The organism is Micromonospora musae (assembly GCF_003626635.1).
GTDB classification, from domain to species: domain Bacteria; phylum Actinomycetota; class Actinomycetes; order Mycobacteriales; family Micromonosporaceae; genus Micromonospora; species Micromonospora musae.
On the sequence record NZ_RAZT01000012.1, the window covers coordinates 58,650 to 78,691 of the forward strand.

A 20,042-nucleotide genomic window follows, 5' to 3' on the forward strand; every position below is an offset into this window, starting at 1 on the left:
GCGCGCCGTCGTGCTTGCGGAGACGGTACGCAGGGAGGAACAACAGGATGCGACCCACGCCCGGCACCGGTGGCTCGTCGAAGCTTCGGGGCCTGCTCACCGACGTGTCCCGTCGGGTCCGACGCGGCCTGCCGCCCCCGGCCGCGCGGGTGCTGCGCAGCGGATGGGCGCGGCTGGACACGCCGGTGCGCCGGGGCGTGGCGGCGGGCGCCGTCTTCTCCCTGGCCGCGGCGGCCGGGGTCGCGGCCGTGTCGGGGTTCGGCGCCGCCACCGCGGAGGATGTGCACACGGGCCTTCCGGTGCCGGCCAGCCAGGTGCAGATCATCTCCGCCGCCGCGCTGGCCTGCCCGGCGCTCACCCCGGCACGCCTCGCCGGGCAGGTGATGGCCGAGTCGGGGTTCGATCCCGCCGCCCGCACCAAGGGCGGCGGCGCGGGTGTCGCCGGTCTGCGTGACGCGGTGTGGGACGAGTGGAAGCCGGGCGCGGACGCGCAGCGGGAGGACGCGGAGGCGAACATCGTCGCGCTCGCGCACTACATGTGCGACCTGGCCGGGCAGGTCCGGCAGACGAAGCTGGACGGTGACCGGTGGCGGCTGGCGTTGGCCGCGTACCACTCCGGGTTGCCCGCGGTCCGCGACGCCGGCCGGGTGCCGGACGACGCCGAGGGGTACGTCGGCGTGGTGACCGGCTACGCGAGCTGGTACGCGCGTCAGCCGGAGTTCACCCAGAGCGGCCCGAGCCGTTCCCCGGGGCCGGTCGGCGGGGTGGAGCCGAGCAGCGGTACGCCGGTGACGCCCGTGCCGGAGGCGTACCTGCCGGCGATCGTGGCCGCCGGGAAGGCCTGCTCGGCGGTGCCGTCGACGCGGATCGCCGCCCAGTTGATGGCGGCCTCGGCGTTCAACCCGAACCTGCTCGGCTCGACCGGCGCGCAGGGCATCGCCCAGTTCAACCCCGAGGTGTGGGCGCGGTACGCCCCGAACGCCACGGCCGCGTCGCCGTGGGACCCGCACCAGGCGATCGCGGCGCTCGGTGCGGTGATGTGCCGGCTGGTCGACGAGGTGGGCCGTTCGGGGCAGGGCGACGCGTACCAGAAGGCGCTCGCCGCGTTCCAGTGGGGACCGGAGGCGGTGCAGCGTGCCGGTGGCGTTCCGGACTCGCCGGCGGTGCGCCGGCTGATCGCTCTGACCGAGGCGTACACCACCCGCTACCAGGGCGACTCACGGCTGCCGGGCCCGCGCCCGACGAAGCCGGCGGGCGGTCCGTCGCGTTCGCCCGCCGGGCCGGGCGGCACCGCGCCGAGCCGGCCGGTCCAGGGTGGCACGAACGGCGGCGACACGAACGGCGGTGGTACGAGCACCGGCGGCACGAACAGCGGCGGCACGAGCAGCGGCGGTACGAGCACCGGCGCACCGGCTCAGCCGGGTGGGACGAAGTCGGCCGTGCCCCCGCCGCCGCGGACCAGCACGCCGCCGGCGAATCCGGGGCCTAAGCCGGTCGGCGGGGCCGGCGCGATCATCGGGTACGGCAGCGGCAGGTGCATCGACGTGACCGACGGCGCGTACCAGAGCAACCCGCAGTTGCAGATCTGGACGTGCAACGGTGGCCCGAACCAGCAGTGGACGATCTACAGCGACGGGACCGTCCGGGCGTTCGGCCGGTGCATGACGGTGGCGGGTGGCTCGACCGCGAACGGCGCGCGGATCCTGTTGAGCGGCTGCAACGGCAGTTCCTCGCAGAAGTTCACCTTGAACAACGCGCACGACCTGGTGAACAAGCGGGCGGACAAGTGCGTCGACGCCACGGACATGCAGACCGGCAGCGGCACGCGGTTGCAGCTGTGGTCCTGCGGTGGCACCTCCAACCAGAAGTGGCACCGCTGAACCGGTCGGTGCCGTGGCGGGCGGGGGCGTAGTCGTTTCGACTGCGCCCCCGTGCGCGTCCGGTCAACGGTCCGCCGCCGCCCCGGAGTGGCCCCGGTTCGGGTCACGTCGGTGTCGCAGAGCCCGAAAAGGGTCGGTTCATCGATGTAAACAGGGTCACTATTCGCGCCCTGATCGGGCCATCTGCGGCGAGTCGGGGGCTAGTCTGCGTCTGCTCGGGCTTCTCCGCCGCGTCGCTGGCGACTCGCCGTCCCGCCGCACGTCACGCCATCCGGGCCAGGTCGCGGCGGTGCTCGGCTCGCTCGTCGTCCGGCGGCGCCACCGGCACCTCGCCGGCCGACCGGGAAGGTGAGAAGTACGCGTCCGGCCGCGGTGCGAGCGGCCGGACGCGTACCCGTGCCAGGGTACGGCACCGGGTCGCCGCCGGTGGGGGCGTGGGGCGGCCGCCGGGCCACGGTTCGGCCGGTTCAGGTGATCATCTCAACAGCGGGATTCGTTGCGAGAGGCAACGACCCGGGAGGTAGCGTCTGCGGCGAAGACACGGTTGCGCCTGAGGAGGCTGCGGTGCGGACGACGACTGTCGACGTCAAGACCAGCGACGGGGTGGCGGACGCCTACCTCGTACGCCCGGACGGGGAGGGCCCCTTCCCGGCCGTACTGGTCTTCATGGACGCGTTCGGGCTGCGGCCCCGGATGGTCGAGATGGCCGAGCGGATCGCCGGCCAGGGGTACGCGGTGCTGATGCCGAACCTCTTCTACCGGGCCGGCCGGTCGCCGCTGTTCGACCTCTCGATGCTCGCCGACGCGGAGCAGCGGGGCGCCATCTTCGAGAAGATCGGGCCGTACATGGCCGCGTTGACCCCGGAGGTCGTCACCCGCGACACCGGCGCGTACCTGGACTTCCTGGCCGCGACCGACGACGTGGCGGACGGGCCGGTGGCCGTCGTCGGCTACTGCATGGGCGGCATGAACGCGCTGCGGGCCATCGAGGCGTACCCGGACCGGATCGCCGCGCTCGGCAGCTTCCACGCGGGACGGGTGGTCACCGACGCCGCCGACAGCCCGCACCTCGGGGTCGGCTCGGTCACCGGCGAGCTCTACTTCGCCCACGCCGACCAGGACCACTCGATGAGCGCGGAGCAGATCGCCACCCTGGAGCGGACGCTGGACGCCGCCGGGGTCCGGTACCGCTCCGAGGTGTACGAGGGCGCGACCCACGGCTTCACCATGTCCGACACGGCCGCCTACGACGAGGCGGCCGAGAAGCGGCACTGGGCCGCCATGTTCGACCTCTTCGACCGCACGTTCGGCCGCTGAGCCACCGCGGCTGCGCCGGGCCCGATCAGTTCGGCCCGGCGTCGGCCGTCCACCCCCGTACCGGGTCCCCGGATCCGGCCGGTGGGCGTCTCCTCGCCCGGAGGCGGTGCTGCGCCCGGCGCGCCGATCGGACAGGATGACGGGAGGGCGAAGCGCCGCCCCACCGACCATCCGACCCCCTGCCGTCGCGGGGGCGGACGGCGAGAGGAGACCCGTGTCGTCCACCCTGCTGTCCCGACGTGATCTGCGGTTCCTGCTCCACGACTGGCTGGACGTGACCCGGCTGACCGAGCGGCCACGCTACGCGGAGCACTCCCGGGAGACCTTCGACGCGGTGCTCGAACTGGCGGAGCGGGTGGCCACCGAGCACTTCGCCCCGCACAACCGGGCCGCCGACCTCGACGAACCCACCTTCGACGGCCGGCGGGTACGCATGATTCCCGAGGTCAAGGCGGCGCTGGACGTCTTCGCCGAGACCGGCCTGCTGGCGTCCACACTGGACGAGTCGGTCGGCGGCATGCAGCTGCCGCACGTCGTGGCCGCCGCCTGCTTCGCCTGGTGCCAGGCCGCGAACGTGGCCACCTCGGCGTACCCGATGCTCACCCTCGGCAACACCAACCTGCTGCTCGCCCACGGCAGCCCCGAGCAGATCGACACCTGGGCCCGCCCGATGATCGAGGGACGCTTCCACGGCACCATGTGCCTCTCCGAGCCGCACGCCGGCAGCTCGCTGGCGGACATCACCACCCGCGCCGAGCCGCAGGCCGACGGCACCCACCGGCTGTACGGAACCAAGATGTGGATCTCCGGCGGGGAGCACGAGCTGGGCGAGAACATCGTCCACCTGGTGCTGGCCCGGCTGCCCGGTGGCCCACCCGGGGTGAAGGGCATCTCGCTCTTCATCGTGCCGAAGGTGCTCCTCGGCCCGGACGGCACGCCCGGCGACCGCAACGACGTCGTGCTGGTCGGCCTGAACCACAAGATGGGTTTCCGGGGGACGACCAACACCCTGCTCGGCTTCGGCGAGGGTGCGCACCGGCCGGGCGGCCGGGCCGGCGCGGTCGGCTACCTGGTGGGTGAGCCGCACCAGGGGTTGGCGCAGATGTTCCACATGATGAACGAGGCGCGGATCGGGGTGGGCGCCGCCGCGACCGCCCTCGGCTACACCGGGTACCTGAAGTCCCTGGAGTACGCCCGCCAGCGGCCGCAGGGGCGGCCGCTGGCCGCGAAGGACCCGGCGACGCCGCAGGTGCCGATCGTCGCCCACCCCGACGTGAAGCGGATGCTCCTCGCGCAGAAGAGCTACGTGGAGGGCGCGCTGGCGCTGGTGCTCTACTGCGGGCGGCTGCTCGACGAGGCGAGGAGCGCCCCGGAGCCGGCCGACCGGGCCCGCGCCGACCTGCTGCTCGACGTGCTCACCCCGATCGTGAAGAGCTGGCCCGCCCAGTGGTGTCTCGCCGCGAACGACCTGGCCATCCAGGTGCACGGCGGCGCCGGCTACACCCGCGACCACGACGTCGAGCAGCACTGGCGGGACAACCGGCTCAACCCGATCCACGAGGGCACCCACGGCATCCAGGCGCTGGACCTGCTGGGCCGCAAGGTCACCATGCGCGACGGGGCGGGACTGGCCGCGCTGGTCGACGCGATCGGCGCGACCGTCGAGCGGGCCGGCAAGACAGGTGGGGAGTGCACCGAGCCGGCCGAGCGGCTCGCCGCCTCGGTGCGGCGGCTCACCGACGTCACCCGCCGGCTCTGGAGCGCCGGTGACCCACAGCTCGCGCTCGCCAACGCCACCGTCTACCTGGAGGCGGCCGGCCACGTGGTGGTCGCCTGGATGTGGCTGGAGCAACTGCTCGTCGTCGAGACCGCCGGCGCCGCCGCCCCGGACGCCGACCTGTACGCCGGCAAGCGGCACGCCGCGCGCTGGTTCTTCCGGCACGAGCTGCCCCGTACCGGGCCTCAGTTCGACCTGCTGGCGAGCCTGGACCGGAGCACGCTGGAGATGCGCGACGCCTGGTTCTGACCGATCTCTCGTCGGGTCTTCGCCGGTCCGGCCTCGTTCTGGTCGGGTCCCCCGGCGGGCCCTCGCCGGTCAGGCCGCGTGGCGGGCCACGTAGACCGTGTTCGCCGACTCGCCACCGGTCAGCGGGTTGGCGAACGGCACGACGTGCGCCCGCGCGGTGGCGAAGACCTCGGCGAGGGTCTGCTCGAACGCCGGCTCGGGCGGATCGTCCGACCAGAGCGCGAAGACCCCGCCCGGGTGCAGGTGACCGGCGAGCCGACGCAGCCCGGCCGGCGTGTAGAACGCCGCGTTGCGCGGATGCAGCACGTGCCGCGGAGAGTGGTCGATGTCGAGCAGCACGGCGTGGAAGCGGCGCCCCGGACGGTCGGGGTCGAACCCGTCGCCGTCGACGGCCGCGAAGAAGTCGGCCTCGACGAGGCGGGTCCGCGGGTCGTCGGCGAGGCCGGCCGCGAACGGCAGCAGACCGCGCCGGTGCCAGTCGATGACGTCCTCGATCGCCTCCACGACGTGCAGCGACCGCACCCGGTCGTCGGCGAGCGCGGTGCGCGCGGTATAGCCGAGACCGAGACCACCGACGACCACGTCGAGTTCGGCGTCGGCGAGCGCGGCCAGCCCGAGCCGGGCCAGCTCGATCTCCGCGACCGGGAAGAGGCTGGACATCAGGAACTCGTCGTCGAGCTTGACCTCGTACACCTCGGTGTGAAGTGCCGGGTCGCGTCGCCGGCGCAGGCTGATCAGGCCGATCGGCGTCTGCCGCCAGGCCAACTCCTCGAAGCGCGCGCCCACCCGGTCCTCATCTCGTCGGTTCCGTGCCGGATGCTACCGGCGCCCGGGTCAGCCCGACGCGAGCGCGCACGTCACCACCACGGCCGCCACGGTGACCGTGACCACGGCGACCGGGCGACGCAGCGGAGCCTGCCGTTTCAGCACGACCAGCAGGACGCCGGTGACCGCCGAGGCGAACGCGGCCAGGGCGGCGGCCCAGACGTATCCCGCGGCCCGCGGCAGCTGCGGGTCGTGGAGCGCCGCGACGCCGATGGCCACCGCCAGCCAGCCCGGCGGGGCGACGACCGCGCAGAGCAGGGCCAGCGCCTCGGGGCCGGGCGCCGGCCCGGGGATCACCGGATCGGCGCGGTCGGGTCGCTGCCATGGGCGTCGGCCGTCAGAGGGGTGCACGGCGGTGACGGTACGCCGGGGAAGGTGCTGCGGCGGCCCCCGACTACCGAGGGTTCACCGAGGATCGACGCAGCGCATATCCTGTGCCCCGGCCGAGCATCGGAGAGGACGCCCATGCCGTCGCGGCAGGACCAGCTGCACTCGTACCAGTTCACCGTCCAGCGGGCGGTCGCCGCGCTGGTCATGCGGGACACCGACCCGACGCAGTCGCCGTTGCGGCGGCTCGCCGGCGCGGCGCTGGCCGGCGTGCTGGTCGCCGTGATCGGGCTGGGGGGCTTCGCGCTGTACGGGCTCTTCGCCGGCGGGGGCAGCAACTGGCGCGACAGCGGCGCGGTCATCGTGGAGAAGGAGTCCGGCGCCCGGTACGTCTACCGGGAGCAGAAGCTGCACCCCGTCCTCAACTACGCCTCGGCGCTGCTGATCGTCGGGGCGGAGCGGCCCCGGACGGTGCTGGTGTCCCGCCGCTCCATCGAGGGCGTGCCGCGCGGTCTGCCGCTGGGCATCGCCGACGCCCCGGACTCGCTGCCCGCCCCGGCCCGGCTCGCCACCACCCCCTGGACGGTCTGCTCGGTCACCCCCGTCGAGGCCGGCCGCGCCGTCACCCGCTCGGTGCTGCTGATCGGCGAGGACGCGGGCGGCGGGCGGCGTCTCGGCGACGAGGCGCTGCTGCTGCGCGACCCCGACGGCGGGCTGCACCTGGTGTGGCATCAGCGGCGCTACCTGATCCGCGACCCCGCCCGGGTGCTCGCCGCGCTGGCCACCACCCGGGCGCGGGCCGTCCCGGTCGCTCCGGCGCTGCTCAACACGCTTGCGGCCGGAGTCGATCTCGCGCCGCCCGAGCTGCCCGACCTGGGCCGGAGGTCCACCCGGGTGCCGGGCGCGGAGATCGGCGACGTCTACCTGGTGCGCAACTCCGGTGGCGGTAGGCAGTTCGCGGTCGCCGTCCGCGACGGGCTGGCCGGGATCACCGAGCTGCAGGCGAGCCTGCTGCTGGCGCGTACCGGTCAGGGCGCGCCCGAGCCGATGACGCTGGGGCGCTTCGCCGCGCTGCCCGAGGTGGCCGACCTGACCCCGTCGGGCCCGGCCGCCCCGCCGGCGGCCCCGCCCCGGCTGGCCGGCGTCGACGGCGGTGGGCTCTGCGCCCGGGTGGGGGACGAGGCGGGGGCGGCGGAGGTACGCGTCGGGGCGCGCCTGCCGGAGTTGGCGGCCGTGCCGCGAACCGACGGGGCGGGTGGCGCAGCGCGCGCCGACCAGGTGGTGGTGGCACCGGGCCGGGGCGCTGTCGTCGAGGCGGTGGCGGCGCCCGGCGCCACCGGCGGGTCGCTCTCGGTCGTCACCGACCTCGGCCGGCGGCACGTGGTGGCCGACCGTGGGGTGCTGGCCATGCTCGGCTATCGGGACATGCCGCCCGCCCGGCTGCCGGCCGGCGTGGTGAGCCTGGTGCCGGCCGGCGCCACGCTCGATCCGGCGGCGGCGCGGGCCGCCGCCGCGTCGGGCTGACCGGTCGACGTCGAGCGGCCCGCTGCACCTGGTGGGGCGGCCTCCGCTCAGTCGGCGGGGCGGCGCAGCAGGGTGACGGCGAAGTCCGCGTCGTCCCGCCAGGGACGCAGGTCCCAGGTCGCGAAGCGCTGCTCCAGTCGCAGGCCGGCGGCGACCGCGTCGCCGTCGAAGTCGGGCAGCGGGTAGCCGCGGCCGGTGCCGAAGCCGACCGCCAGCACGCCGTCCGGGCGCAGGTGCGCGGCGATGCGGCGCAGCACTTCCCGCTCCGTGCCCGGCGCGACGAAGGTCAGCACGTTCCCGACCAGCACCGCCGCGTCGAAGGGCTCCGGCTCGCCGCGCGCGGGCAGGTCCAGCTCGGCGAGGTCACCGACGAGCCAGCGCGGGCCGGGATGATCGGCCTGGGCGGCCTCGACCAGCGCCGGATCGGCGTCGACGCCGACGACGGTGTGCCCCCGCGCGGCCAGTGCGGCGCCGACCCGGCCGGTGCCCGAGCCGGCGTCGAGGATCCGGGAGCCGGGCGTCACCAGCGCGTCGACCAGCCGAGCTTCGCCGGTGAGGTCCGCCCCCTCGGCCGCGAGCCGGCGGAACCGGTCGATGTACCACTGCGAGTGTTCGGGACCGGTGTCGGTCACCCAGCGCGTCGGGTTTGGCATCCGCCCACCGTAACCAGCCCCATGCCCGGCCCCGCACGCGCTCTCGGCGCACTTTCACGGAAAGAGTGGCCATTCCACGCGGGATGGGCACTCTTTCCGGGAAAGTGCGGGGCGGAGTGGGGAAGTGCGGGCCGGGAGCGGGGTCAGCCCTTCTCGGCGCCGGCGGTGAGGCCTTCGGTGAGGAGGCGTTCGCTGGCGAAGAAGAGCAGCACGATCGGGAGGGTGAGGACCACCGAGCCGGCCATCAGCACCGTCTTCGGCACCTCCACGCCGTCGGCCAGCTGCGCGAGCCCCAGCGACACCGTCCACCGGTGTGGCTTGTCGACGAGGAAGAGCAGGGCGAAGAGGAACTCGTTCCAGGCGATCATGAAGTCGTAGAGGGCGACCGCCATGATCGACGGGGCGGCGAGGGGCAGGCTGACCCGGCGGATGATGCCGATGCGACCCGCGCCGTCGATCGCGGCGGACTCCTCCAGGCTGACCGGGATGGTCTCGAAGTAGTTCTTGAGCATGTAGACCGAGACCGGCAGGGTCTGCGAGATGTAGACCAGCACCAGCCCGAAGAGCGAGCCGCGCAGCCCCGCCCGGGTGAAGACCACGAAGAGCGGGATGGCGATCACGATGGACGGAAAGAGGTAGACGGCCAGGAAGAGGAAGTCGACCTGACGGCGGCCGAAGAAGCGCAGCCGGGACACCGCGTACGCGCCGGGGATCGCCACGATCAGCGTGAGCACTGTCGCGGCGACGGCGACGAGGCCGCTGTTGCCGATGAAGGCGAGGAAACCCTGCCCGCCGTCCTCGGTGGCCTTGAGCACCTCGGCGTACGTGCTCACGGTCAGCTCGCCGAGGCCGACCACCAGCGCGCCGGGGTCGAGCAGCAGCCGCTCGATGGGGCGCACCGAGAGCACCAGCATGTAGTAGAAGGGGAAGGCGGTGACCAGCAGGAACCCGGCGATCACCAGCCGCCGCAGCCAGCGCAGCCCCACCGTCTCGACCCGGTCGCGATCCATCACTCCACCCTCCGGCCGAAGAAGCGCAGGTAGATCAGGACGAAGACGACGAGCACCACGGCCAGTACGACAGCCTGCGCCGCGGCCGCGCCGATGTCGGTACGCGCCGTGAGGAACTCGTAGACCCGGACGCTGACCACCTCGGTGCCGGCCGCGCCCCCGGTCAGCAGGTAGACGTCGTCGAACTTGTTGAACGTCATGATGAACCGCAGCACGCCGAGCAGCGCGATCACCGGCATCAGCTGCGGGAGCAGGATGTGCCGGAAACGCTGCGTCGGGGTGGCGCCGTCGACCCGGGCGGCCTCCTCCAGCTCACCCGGCACCGCCTGCAAGCGGGCCAGCAGGAAGAGGAACGCGAACGGGAAGTAGCGCCACGTCTCGAAGGCGATCACGGTGGCGAGCGCGGTGGACTGCTGGGACAGGAACGGGACGGGGGCGTCCCAGCCGAGCAGCCGCTGACCCCAGTGGTTGACGACGCCGAGCTGCGGGTCGAGCATCACCTGCCAGACGAAGGTCATGGCGACCACCGGCGCCACGTACGGCAGCAGCATCGACGCCCGTACCAGGGTGCGGCCCCGGAACGGACGACGGACGACCAGCGCCGCCACCAGGCCGAGCGCGATCGACCCGGCGGTGCTGCCGACGCTGTAGATCAGCGTGGTGACCAGCGTGTCGGCGAAGCCGGGGGTGTGCAGCACCCGGTCGATGTTGTCCAGGGTGAACTCGCCGAAGAGCCCGGTGCGGCGCAGCGTCGCCAGCCGGACCCGCTGGAAGGCGAGCACCACGGTCCAGACGATCGGGATGCCGATCACGGCGACCACGACGAGCAGGGTGGGCGCGACCAGGGCGAGCCCGGCCCGCGACTCGCGTCGGCGCAGGGTCAACGGTCTGCGGCGTGCCCGGCCGGCCGGTCGCTCCCGGGTGGGGGAGCGGCCGGTGCCCGGCGCGGTGGTGGTCAATTGACGCCTGCCTTGATCGCCTCCACGTCCTTCTTCGCGCGGCCGGCGGCCGCCGCGGCGTCTGACTTGCCGGTGATCAACTCGTTGAGCGCCTTCGGCACCGGCAGCTCACCGAGGATCGCGCCGACGAGCTTGCCCTGCCCCTGGGTCAGTCCCCAGCGCTGGAAGGTGTCCGGGCTGGTCCGCAGGCCGTCGAGGACCTGGTCGCCGTAGACCTCGGTGAGCGGCTTCTTCGTGTCCACGCCGGCCTGGCTGCTGTTCCAGGCGGTGAGGAACTTCTCCGGCTCGGAGGTGGTGCCCTTGCGGGCGGGGAACCGGCCCTCGGGGGACATGCCGAACCAGCGTGGGTAGGCGTCGTCGAGCAGGTACTCGACGAAGGTCTTCGCGGGGGTGGCAGCCGCGCCGTCGAGCACCGCCCAGGAGCTGATCTCGCCGTACTGCGCGGGCGCGGCGCCGTTCGGGCCCTTGATCGCGGTGACGAACCCGCTGTTCTTCGCCAGGAAGGTGCTGTCGGCCGTGCACTGCGGGCAGGTCGGCTTGGCGTCGTTGCGCAGCCCGGCCAGCTCGTCGAGGATGAACGGCGACCAGATCACCATGGCGGCGCGGCCGGCGAAGTACGTGGCGCGGGTGGTGTCGACGTCCTGCGCGCCCTTGACCGAGTGGTCACGCATCAGGTCGCCGTAGAACCGGAACGCCTCGACGCACTGCGGCGAGTCGAGCGTCACCGCGCCGGAGTCGTCGGTGAGTTGGCAGCCGTTGGCGAGTGCCAGGTGTTCGAACGTCTGCTGGGTGAAGACGTCGCCGGGCGCGGTCGACGCCGTGATGCCGGCGATCCCGCCGGTGTTCAGCCGGGCCGCCGCGGCGGCGATCCGCTCGTACGTGTCCGGCGCGGGGAGCCCGGCCGCGTCGAAGAGGTCCTTGCGGTAGACGAGCAGCTGTCCCCAGCCGTCGCTGGGGACGGAGAGTTGCCGGCCCTGCTCGCTGGTCAACTCCAGGGCTCGGGGGGAGAACGTCTGCCGGCCGAGCCTCTCGACGATCTCGCCGTTGGCGTCGGGGTGCAGCAGCTCGTTGCCGGCGAGGGTGCGGACGCCGGCGAGTGAGACGGAGCCGACCACGTCGGGTAGCTCCCCGGCGGCGGCGCTGGACGCGATGAGGGCCGGGAACTGGTCCTCGTTGACGGTGACCAGCTCGACCTGGATTCCGGTCGTCGCGGTGAAGTCGGCGATGATCGCCCTGGTGGCGGTCACCCGGTCGGCGACGTCCTCCAGGCTCCACACGGTGATCTTCTTGTCGTTGCTGTCGGGCTCGTCGGCGCCGCAGGCCAGCAGGGTGGTCCCGGCCAGTGCCATGATCAGGGTGGCGGCGAGCGTCCGCATCGGAGTGAATGACATCGGCGGCACTCCTCTCGAAGGGTACATCGGGGATTCAACGCCTTCGATTGATCAATTACAAGACATATGCCGATTTTTTGTTCTACGATGGAGCCCGGCGCTACCGGGATGTGACTCATGGTCAATTGGGTTGTCTCTCTCGCCGGGCCCCGACGGATCAGCCTGGAGCCCTGCCCCGTGGACCCACTCGGTCCGGGCCAGGTCCGCGTCCGCACCTGCTACTCCGGCATCTCCGCCGGCACCGAGCTCACCCTCTACCGGGGCAGCAACCCCCGGCTCAGCAAGGACTGGGACGACATCAGCCGGATGTTCGTACCGCGCCAGACCCCGGTGCCCTATCCGCTGGTCGGCTTCGGCTACGAAGAGGTCGGCGAGATCGTCGAGGTGGCACCCGAGGTGACCGACCGGCACCCGGGGCAGATCGTCTGGGGCATCTGGGGCCACCGGGCCGAGGCGGTCCTCGCCGCCGACGCCGTCGCGCCACTGGCCCCCGGGCTCGACCCGCTGGCGGGCGTCTTCGCCCGCCCCGGCGCCATCGCGCTCACCGCCGTACTCGCCGGCGACCTGCACCTCGGGGACTGGGTCGGCGTGTTCGGCCAGGGCGTGATCGGTCTGCTCGCCACCCGCCTCGCGGTGCTCTCCGGCGCCCGCGTCGTGGCCGTGGACCGGGTCGCCGGCCGGCTCGTGCACGCCGCCCGCTACGGCGCCCGGTCGACCGTCGACGCGGGCGTCGAATCGGCCGCGGCCGTGCTGCGCGGCGCCACCGGTGGCCGGGGCGCCGACGTCTGCCTCGAGCTGGCCGGGGCGTACCCGGCGCTGCACGAGGCGATCCGGGCCACCACCCACGCCGGCCGCGTCGTGGCCGCCGGCTTCTACCAGGGGCAGGCCGACGGCCTCGGCCTCGGCGAGGAGTTCCACCACAACCGGATCCAGCTGGTGGCGGCCCAGGTCTCCGGGCCCACCCCGGCGCCCGGCATGGCCGGCCGGTGGACCGGGACCCGGGTCGCCCAGACCTTCATGGAGCTGGTGACCGAGGGGAACGTGGACCCGCTGCCGCTGGTGACTCACGTCGTCGACGCCGGCGCGGTGGCCGATGCGCTGGCGTTGCTCGACCGCGGTGACGGTGACGTCCTCCAAGTCGTGTTGAGGTTCCCATGACCATTCCGATCGCCTGCCAGGAGCAGCTCCTGCCCGGCACCGACCTGATCCAGAAGTACGCGCTCGCCGTCTCCCTCGGCTACGACGGGATCGAGCTGCGCGGACGCGGCGACCTGGCCTTCGCCCAGCGGCTTCCCGAACTGCGCCGGGCCCGCGCCGCCGGCGTGGTGATGCCCACCGTCTGCGTCGAGATGGACCACTTCATCGGCGACTTCGACCCGGCGCGCTCCGCCGACGCCGTACGCAACCTGCGCTCGCAGCTCTCGGTCCTCGCCGAGCTGGGCGGCGTCGGCGTGATGACCCCCGCCGCCTGGGGGATGTTCTCCCGGCGGCTGCCGCCGTTCGAGCCGCCCCGGCCGCCGGCCGGCGACCGGCAGGTGCTCGTGGACGCGCTCGGCCTCCTCGGCGAGCACGCCCGCCGCGAGGGGGTCGTGCTCTTCCTCGAGCCGCTGAACCGGTACGAGGACCACATGGTCAACCGCCTCGACGAGGCGATGACGCTCTGCGCGGCGGTCGGGCTGCCCTCGGTGCGCGTGGTCGCCGACACCTTCCACATGAACATCGAGGAGGACGACGTGCACCGGGCGCTGCGCGCCGCCGCGCCGTACCTGGGGCACGTCCAGGTCAGCGACTCCAACCGGTACCAGCCCGGCGCCGGTCACCTCGACTGGCCGGCGTTGGTCCGCACCCTGCTCGAACTCGGCTACCAGGGCTGGCTGGCGCTGGAGTGTCGGCTCCGCGGCGATCCGGTGCGGGCCCTGCAGCAGGCCGCCACGGTGCTGCGGCACGCCGAGCCGCGCCGGGCGGCGGCGTGAACACCGGCGGCCTGCGGCCCGAGGGCGCGCTCGACGCGGCGCCGGGCGGGTCCGATCGGGGCGAGTCGACCGACGAGCCGAACGGGCCGGGCGACGACGGCACTGTCGGCGGGCCGGGTGACGACGGCGCCGTCGGCGGGCCGGGTGGCGACGTCGAACGGCTGCGCCGGCTCGCCGTGGCGACCCTGGAGGCGAACTGGGAACACGACCACACGGTGCCCTCGCGCACGCTCTACCCGCACCAGTGGAGCTGGGACTCGGCGTTCATCGCGATCGGGTGGGCCCACGCCCGTCCCGAGCGCGCCTGGCGGGAGCTGGAGAGCCTGTTCCGCGCCCAGTGGGCGGACGGGCGGGTGCCGCACATCGTGTTCAATCCGCGGCTGCCGGTCGGGGCGTACTTCCCCGGGCCCGAGTTCTGGGCGTCGGCGCGGGCCGAGGGCGCGCCGGCCGCCGCCACCTCCGGGCTGGTCCAGCCGCCGGTGCACGCCCTCGCGGCCTGGCTCGCGTACCGGCGGGCCCCCTCGGACGCGGCCCGCGCGGCGATGCGCCGGCTCTACCCCCGGCTCGTGGCCCAGCAGCGCTACCTGGCGACCCGCCGGAACGTGGGCGGCGCCGGGTTGGCCTGCGTGGTGCACCCGTGGGAGTCGGGGTTGGACAACAGCCCAGCCTGGGACGCGCCGCTGGCGGCGGTGCCGGCCGACGCGGCGGTGATGCGGGCGTACCACCGGCACGACACCGCGCACGCCGCCCCCGCGCACCGCCCCACCGATCTGGACTACGCGCGGTACGTGGCGGTCGTCGCCTCCTACCGCGAAGGCGGCTACCGGGACGAGGACCTGCCCGGCCGGCATCCCTTCCTGGTGGAGTGCCCGCTGTTCAACGCGGCGGCGGGCGCGGCGGAGCACGCGCTGGCCCGGATCGCGCCGCTGGTCGGCGCCGACCCGGCTCCACACCGGGACCGGGCGGCCCGCATCACCGAGGCGCTCGTGCGCCGGCTGTACGACCCGAACACCGGGACGTTCCAGCCTCGGGACCTGCGGACCGGGCGGCTGATACCGGCGCGGACGGTGCTCGGCCTGGCGCCGCTGATCCTGCCCGACCTACCGACGCCGCAGGCCCGGACGGTCGTCGCCGAGGCGTGCTCGGCCCGCTTCGGCGTGGCACTCCGGATGGCCCGACCGCTGCCCAGCCACGACCGCACCGCGCCGGACTTCGAGGCGCTGCGTTACTGGCGCGGCCCGAGCTGGATGAACGTCAACTGGTGGGTCCGCTGTGGACTGCTCGGCCACGGGCGCGCCGACCTGGCCGAGGGGCTGGCGCGCTCGATGGTGGGGCTGGTGGCGACCGCCGGCTGCCACGAGTACTTCCATCCGGACACGGGGGCCGGGCTGGGCTCGCCGGCCTTCGGCTGGACCGCGGCGCTCCTGCTCGACCTGCTGGCCGAGACGCGCGAGCCGGCTCCGGTGATCTGAGCGGCCGGCGGTCGGCCCGGCGTCACGCGGGCGTACCGGCGCTCTCCGCGGCGAGGCGGGTGGCGCGCTGGGTCCCCCACTCGCCGAGCGGGCGGAGGGCCTGGTTGAGGGACCTGCCGTGCTCGGTGAGGGAGTACTCCACTCTGGGCGGAACCTCCCGGTGGACCTCGCGGTGGATCAGCCCGTCCTCCTCCATCTCGCGCAGGTGCTGGATGAGCATCTTCTCGCTGACGCCGGGGAGGCCTCGTCTGAGTTCCCCGAAGCGGCGGGTGCCGTAGGTGTCCAGCTCCCAGAGGATCAGCGACTTCCACTTTCCCGAGACCACGTCCATCGCGGCATCGATGCCGCAGATGTAGGGACCGCGCCTGCTGCTCGATGCCACCGCACCCTCCCCTGGCCAGGAGCCACGCCAATACTTACCAGAAGGTAAGTATTGAACAATTTAGTGAGTACTTGTCCACCGGAGAGTACTCGCGAACGATGGTCATCGGCGCGCCCGTCAACTCACCGAGCAGAGCAGAGGAATCTCCGATGACCACCAGCACAACGTTTCTGGGACTGGGAGCGATGGGCAGCGCGCTGGCCACGGCGGCGATCGCCGGCGGCCGACCCACCGTCGTCTGGAACCGCACCGCACACCGGGCAGAGGCGCTCGCCGGGCGTGGCGCGACCGTGGCCGCGACCGTGGCGGAGGCGATCGCGGGCGACGGCGTCATCGTCGTCTGCCTCTTCGACCACGAGTCGGTGCACGGCGTACTCGACCCGGTCGCCGCCGGTCTTTCCGGACGAACCGTGATCAACCTGACCACCACGACGCCAAACGAGTCGCGCGACTTCGCCACCTGGGCCGCCGAGCTGGGCGTCACCCTCCTCGACGGCGCGATCATGGCCGTTCCAGAGATGATCGGCAGTCCCGGCTCGGCGATCCTCTACAGCGGCTCGCCCACCGCCTTCGCGCAGCACCGGGCGCTGCGTGACCTCTGGGGCACCAGCAGCTTCCTCGGAACGGACGCCGGCATGGCCTCCCTCCACGACATGGCGATGCTCGCCGGCATGTACACGATGTTCGCCGGCTTCCTGCACGGCGCGGCGATGGTCGGCGCGGCGGGTGTCCCGGCGGCCGAGTTCGCCCAGCGGCAGGCACCGTTCCTCGCCGCCATGGTCGGTCAGCTGGCCGGCCTCGCCGCGACGATCGACGCGAAGGACTACACCGGCGACGGCCAGCAGAGCCTGCGGTTCACCGAAACCGCCCTGGCCACGCTGCTGAGAGCCACCGACGAGCAGGGTGTCGACCCGGTGGTGCTCGAGCCGGTGCACGACGTCGTCCGACGGCAGATCGCCGCCGGCCACGGCGAAGACGGCACCGCCCGGATCTTCGAGGCGCTGAGGAGCACCCGATGAGCCGCCCCGGCACGCCGACCGCCGTCACCGTGATCGGTCTCGGCCCGATGGGCCGGGCGATGGCCGGTGCCCTGTTGCGGGCCGGGCACGCCGTGACCGTGTGGAACCGTACGCCCGGTCGCGCCGACGACCTCGTCGCCGCCGGGGCCAGGCGGGCGCCCAGCCCCGCGGACGCCGTCGCCGCGAGCGGTCTGACCATCCTCAGCCTCACCGACTACCAGGCGATGTACGACATTCTCGGCCCGGTGGCGGACGACCGGCGGCGGCCCGGCGTGCTGGCCGGCCGGACCCTCGCCAACCTCAGCTCCGACACGCCCGACGCGTCCCGGGAGGCGGCCGCGTGGGCCGCCGACCGTGGCGCGAGCTTCCTCACCGGCGGGGTGATGGTGCCGGCTCCCGCGATCGGCCACCCCGGGTCGTACGTCTTCTACAGCGGGCCCGAGGACGTCTTCGAGGTGCACGAACCGGCGCTGAGCGTCGTCGGGCAGCCGAAGTACCTCGGCGCGGATCCCGGGCTGGCCCAGCTCTTCTACCAGGCCCACCTCGACGTCTTCCTCACCGCGCTGTCGAGCCTCCTGCACGCCACGGCCCTCGTCACCGCGGCCGGCGTGCCGGCGGCCGACTTCCTGCCGGGCGCGCTCGCCACCCTCACCGACATTCCGGAGATGATCGGCGACGGGTCGCAGCTGGCCCGGCAACTGGAGGCCGGCGAGCACCCCGGTGACCTCAGCACCACCCTGATGATGGGCGCCACGGCGGATCACATCGTGCGGACCAGTGCGAGGGCCGGCGTCGACGTCCGGTTGCCGGAGGCGGTCAGGTCCCACTACGAGCGGGCGATCGCCGCCGGGCACAGCACGAGGAACTGGACCGCTCTCTACGAGGTGATCAGGGCGGACGGCTGACGGTCGGCCGGGACACCGGGCGGGCGCGAGCCCCCAGCGCCCGTGCCCGCCCGGTGGGTGCCACCGCTGGCGAGTTCCCGGACGACGGTCCGGGGTCGGTCGCGGTGGTACGCAACGGAGCATCGAGCAGGTGACCGTTCGGGTCGGGCGGTCGACGGTGACCGGTCTGCGTCATGGCGCACACAGGACACCCGGAGCCGGCCGGCGTCGACCCCGGGAGGTCGGTCGCGGGAGACTACCGGCGGGCGGTGTCCCAGACCACCGCCCGGTAACCCTCCCCGGTCGGGTTGAGGACTCCGACGACGAGCCCCCGGTCGTTGATGGACTGGACTCCGCCGATGGAGGCACCGTGCTGGAGCGGACCGAGGTCGATGACCCGGTTGCGGGTCCAGACCACCCCGTGGGTCTGCTGGTCCGCGGTGCTCGACTGCCCGGCCACGCTGCCGGCGCTGTTGATGGCCGAGGCCTGGGCGAAGTCGCCGCCGAGGGGAGCGAGTTCGGTGCTGGTGCCCCGGTGCCAGCGCACCGGGCGGGTGCCGACCGGCCCGTCGGGGTTTCCGGCGAACTCACCCCGGCTGTTGATCCCGACGGTCGTGATGGCGCCGAGGTCGGTGCGGACCCCGTCGTGCCACAGGAAGTTGTGCCAGTTCGGGTCGCCGTCGAGGCGCATGCTGCCGAGCACCTGACCGCGATCGTTGATGTCGTGCGCCATGCTGGCCAGCGCGTCGGGCGGGCCCAGCCGGATCAGTCGGCCGTTGCGCCAGAGCGCCGCCTCGCTCGTCGTCGCGGTGGTGACGAACCCGACCGCCTCGCCCCGGTTGTTGATCGTCACCGGGTAGCTGTCACCGCCCAGGCCCGGCAGGTCGACGCTGCGTCCGTCCCGCCAGAGGAATCCCTGGCCGTACATGCCGCTGGTCTCGGTGTACCGGACGCCGATCACCTCGCCACGATCGTTGACGTCGAGCGCCTGAGCCGGGCCCTGTACGGCGGCGAGGTCGATCGGGCTGCCGTTGCGCCACCGCACCGGCCGGCCGTCGCTGCTGCCGACGACCTCGCCGCGTTCGTTGACGGCCGTCGCCGCGCTGTTCTCGCCGAGTGCGCCGAGGTCGGTGAGGACGCCTCGCTGCCAGCGGAAGGCGCGGGACCTGCCGTCGGCGGTCGCGCTGGTGCCGACCACCTGGCCGGCGTCGTTCACGTCGGTGGGGGTGCTCCAACTGCCGCCGAGGGTGCCGAGATCCCGCCAGGTTACGGTCGCCGGCGGGCCGGCCGGTGGCTTGCCGGCCGGTGGCTCGTCGGCCGGTGGTGAGGCCGACGCCGTCCCGGCTCCGAACGTGCCGAGCCCGGCGACGAGAGCTGCCGCGATCGCCAGACGGATGAGCCTGCCCCGGATCCGGTCTGCGCGCCCCATGCGTCTCCCCTTCTCGTTGCGTACGGGTACCGTCACTCTGCGCCAGAGCGGGTCGGGGTGTTGTCCCTCGCGCGGTCGAGAACGGGGAGGGTTTTCCCGCCATCCGCCAGGACGTCCATTCGTGACAGTGCCGAGCGGGCCGCTGGTTGGGGACGGTCTCGTCCGTGAACGGCGGCGGCCGACCGATCGTGGGCCCGGCCCGGGGGACTGCTCCCAGGAACGACCCCGGTGGTATCCGTTCGACGGAGAGACGACCTCACCGGGATCGACGAGGTCGCCTCGATCCATCCGGCCAGTGAGGTCGCCGAAGCCGCCTGGCTCGGATACGCCGACCGCGAGCGCGTCTCACCGGCTTGTCGACCAGCTGCGCGCCGAGGCGCTGCTGCGCTGATCCGGGGCCGGTTTGTCGGCGTCGGGCCGGGGTATGCGCCGGACCGGCGACGAAGGAGGCGCGCGTGCGGTTTCCCCGCTTCATCGACGCGGTCTCCCGGCGCTCCGGGCTTCCGCCGGAGCAGGCGGCCGACGTCGCCCGTGCGGTGCTGCAGACGATGGCGGAGCGGGTGACGGGTCGTCCGACGGACGATCTGGCCGGGCGACTGCCGGACGACCTGGACGGCTACCTGTCGGGGGCGGGGGCGGGGACGGACGCGGCGTCGGGGCCCGCCGGCCCCGCGGAGTTCCTGCGCCGGGTGGGGGAGCGGGCCGGGGTGGACGAGGCGACGGCACGGCGGGGCACCGGAGCGGTCTTCGCGACCCTGCGGGAGGCGGTCACCGTCGCCGAGTTCCAGGAAATGGTGGCCCGGCTGCCGACGCGCGCCGACGGCGCTGTGCAGCCGCTCCCGCCGACGTACGATGGCTGAGCCCGGACCAGCCGCGCGCTCCTGTCCAAGGTCCGACATTCGCCGAAGTTCCGGAAATTTGCCGGTGGTCGGCCGGGTTAGCCGGAAGATTGACCGCCCGTCGCGCTCTAT

The 20,042-nt window shown here is 73.5% G+C and carries 18 protein-coding genes; 10 read left to right on the forward strand and 8 right to left on the reverse strand.

The features are described 5' to 3' along the window. The first annotated feature begins 47 nt into the window (after window positions 1–47). The 3 genes from D7044_RS23230 to D7044_RS23240 all read left to right on the forward strand — a co-directional run bounded on the left by D7044_RS23230 (window position 48) and on the right by D7044_RS23240 (window position 5,223). Complete coding sequence (locus D7044_RS23230) at window positions 48–1,880, forward strand: ricin-type beta-trefoil lectin domain protein (protein WP_120690180.1); 1,833 nt, start codon at window positions 48–50, stop codon at window positions 1,878–1,880. A 564-nt stretch (window positions 1,881–2,444) separates the two neighbouring features. After that, the gene (locus tag D7044_RS23235; protein ID WP_120681750.1) at window positions 2,445–3,197 is read left to right on the forward strand and encodes a dienelactone hydrolase family protein; all 753 of its coding nucleotides are present in this window, start codon (window positions 2,445–2,447) and stop codon (window positions 3,195–3,197) included. Window positions 3,198–3,411: 214 nt separating this feature from the next. Next, window positions 3,412–5,223 carry an acyl-CoA dehydrogenase gene (locus D7044_RS23240; protein ID WP_233565093.1) on the forward strand — a complete coding sequence of 604 codons (1,812 nt, stop codon included), beginning with the start codon at window positions 3,412–3,414 and terminating at the stop codon, window positions 5,221–5,223. A 69-nt stretch (window positions 5,224–5,292) separates the two neighbouring features. On the opposite strand, the gene D7044_RS23245 is transcribed toward D7044_RS23240, so the two are convergent. Continuing rightward, window positions 5,293–6,009: a polyamine aminopropyltransferase gene (locus tag D7044_RS23245; RefSeq protein ID WP_120681754.1), complete on the reverse strand. Its 717-nt coding sequence runs from the start codon at window positions 6,007–6,009 to the stop codon at window positions 5,293–5,295. Window positions 6,010–6,057: 48 nt separating this feature from the next. After that, on the reverse strand, window positions 6,058–6,399 hold the full coding sequence (locus D7044_RS23250) for a hypothetical protein (RefSeq protein WP_147434709.1): 342 nt from the start codon (window positions 6,397–6,399) through the stop codon (window positions 6,058–6,060). Between the two features lie 114 nt (window positions 6,400–6,513). Between D7044_RS23250 and eccB the strand changes: the two genes are divergently transcribed. Then, window positions 6,514–7,899, forward strand: coding sequence for a type VII secretion protein EccB (eccB, locus tag D7044_RS23255; RefSeq protein ID WP_120690183.1), 1,386 nt, complete (start codon window positions 6,514–6,516; stop codon window positions 7,897–7,899). A gap of 47 nt (window positions 7,900–7,946) precedes the next feature. On the opposite strand, the gene D7044_RS23260 is transcribed toward eccB, so the two are convergent. The 4 genes from D7044_RS23260 to D7044_RS23275 all read right to left on the reverse strand — a co-directional run bounded on the left by D7044_RS23260 (window position 7,947) and on the right by D7044_RS23275 (window position 11,912). After that, the gene (locus tag D7044_RS23260; RefSeq protein ID WP_120681760.1) at window positions 7,947–8,552 is read right to left on the reverse strand and encodes a class I SAM-dependent methyltransferase; all 606 of its coding nucleotides are present in this window, start codon (window positions 8,550–8,552) and stop codon (window positions 7,947–7,949) included. A 143-nt stretch (window positions 8,553–8,695) separates the two neighbouring features. Further along, window positions 8,696–9,562 (reverse strand): carbohydrate ABC transporter permease, encoded by an 867-nt coding sequence (locus D7044_RS23265; protein WP_120690184.1) that lies wholly within the window; start codon window positions 9,560–9,562, stop codon window positions 8,696–8,698. Beyond that, entirely contained in the window at window positions 9,562–10,521 is a 960-nt protein-coding gene (locus tag D7044_RS23270) for a carbohydrate ABC transporter permease (protein WP_120690185.1), read from the reverse strand. Before D7044_RS23270 ends, D7044_RS23265 begins: the two co-directional genes overlap by 1 nt. Next, window positions 10,518–11,912, reverse strand: coding sequence for an ABC transporter substrate-binding protein (locus D7044_RS23275; protein WP_120690186.1), 1,395 nt, complete (start codon window positions 11,910–11,912; stop codon window positions 10,518–10,520). Before D7044_RS23275 ends, D7044_RS23270 begins: the two co-directional genes overlap by 4 nt. Window positions 11,913–12,029: 117 nt before the next feature. On the opposite strand from D7044_RS23275, the gene D7044_RS23280 reads away from it, so the two are divergent. From D7044_RS23280 to D7044_RS23290, 3 genes are all read left to right on the forward strand, one after another. Next, the gene (locus tag D7044_RS23280; protein WP_120681768.1) at window positions 12,030–13,070 is read left to right on the forward strand and encodes a zinc-dependent alcohol dehydrogenase; all 1,041 of its coding nucleotides are present in this window, start codon (window positions 12,030–12,032) and stop codon (window positions 13,068–13,070) included. After that, entirely contained in the window at window positions 13,067–13,885 is an 819-nt protein-coding gene (locus D7044_RS23285; protein ID WP_120681770.1) for a sugar phosphate isomerase/epimerase family protein, read from the forward strand. Before D7044_RS23280 ends, D7044_RS23285 begins: the two co-directional genes overlap by 4 nt. Window positions 13,886–14,046: 161 nt before the next feature. Beyond that, a complete protein-coding gene (locus tag D7044_RS23290; protein ID WP_120690270.1) occupies window positions 14,047–15,357 on the forward strand; it encodes an MGH1-like glycoside hydrolase domain-containing protein in 1,311 nt (436 codons plus the stop codon). 22 nt (window positions 15,358–15,379) lie between these two features. On the opposite strand, the gene D7044_RS23295 is transcribed toward D7044_RS23290, so the two are convergent. Then, window positions 15,380–15,739, reverse strand: a complete 360-nt coding sequence (locus tag D7044_RS23295; RefSeq protein WP_120690187.1) for a winged helix-turn-helix transcriptional regulator — start codon at window positions 15,737–15,739, stop codon at window positions 15,380–15,382. Window positions 15,740–15,888: 149 nt separating this feature from the next. Between D7044_RS23295 and D7044_RS23300 the strand changes: the two genes are divergently transcribed. Then, window positions 15,889–16,758: an NAD(P)-dependent oxidoreductase gene (locus tag D7044_RS23300; protein WP_120690188.1), complete on the forward strand. Its 870-nt coding sequence runs from the start codon at window positions 15,889–15,891 to the stop codon at window positions 16,756–16,758. Then, the gene (locus D7044_RS23305; protein ID WP_120690189.1) at window positions 16,755–17,663 is read left to right on the forward strand and encodes an NAD(P)-dependent oxidoreductase; all 909 of its coding nucleotides are present in this window, start codon (window positions 16,755–16,757) and stop codon (window positions 17,661–17,663) included. Before D7044_RS23300 ends, D7044_RS23305 begins: the two co-directional genes overlap by 4 nt. Window positions 17,664–17,898: 235 nt before the next feature. On the opposite strand, the gene D7044_RS23310 is transcribed toward D7044_RS23305, so the two are convergent. Beyond that, complete coding sequence (locus tag D7044_RS23310; RefSeq protein ID WP_158610028.1) at window positions 17,899–19,071, reverse strand: hypothetical protein; 1,173 nt, start codon at window positions 19,069–19,071, stop codon at window positions 17,899–17,901. Window positions 19,072–19,526: 455 nt separating this feature from the next. On the opposite strand from D7044_RS23310, the gene D7044_RS23315 reads away from it, so the two are divergent. Further along, window positions 19,527–19,931, forward strand: coding sequence for a DUF2267 domain-containing protein (locus D7044_RS23315; protein ID WP_120681780.1), 405 nt, complete (start codon window positions 19,527–19,529; stop codon window positions 19,929–19,931). Window positions 19,932–20,042 lie beyond the last annotated feature (111 nt).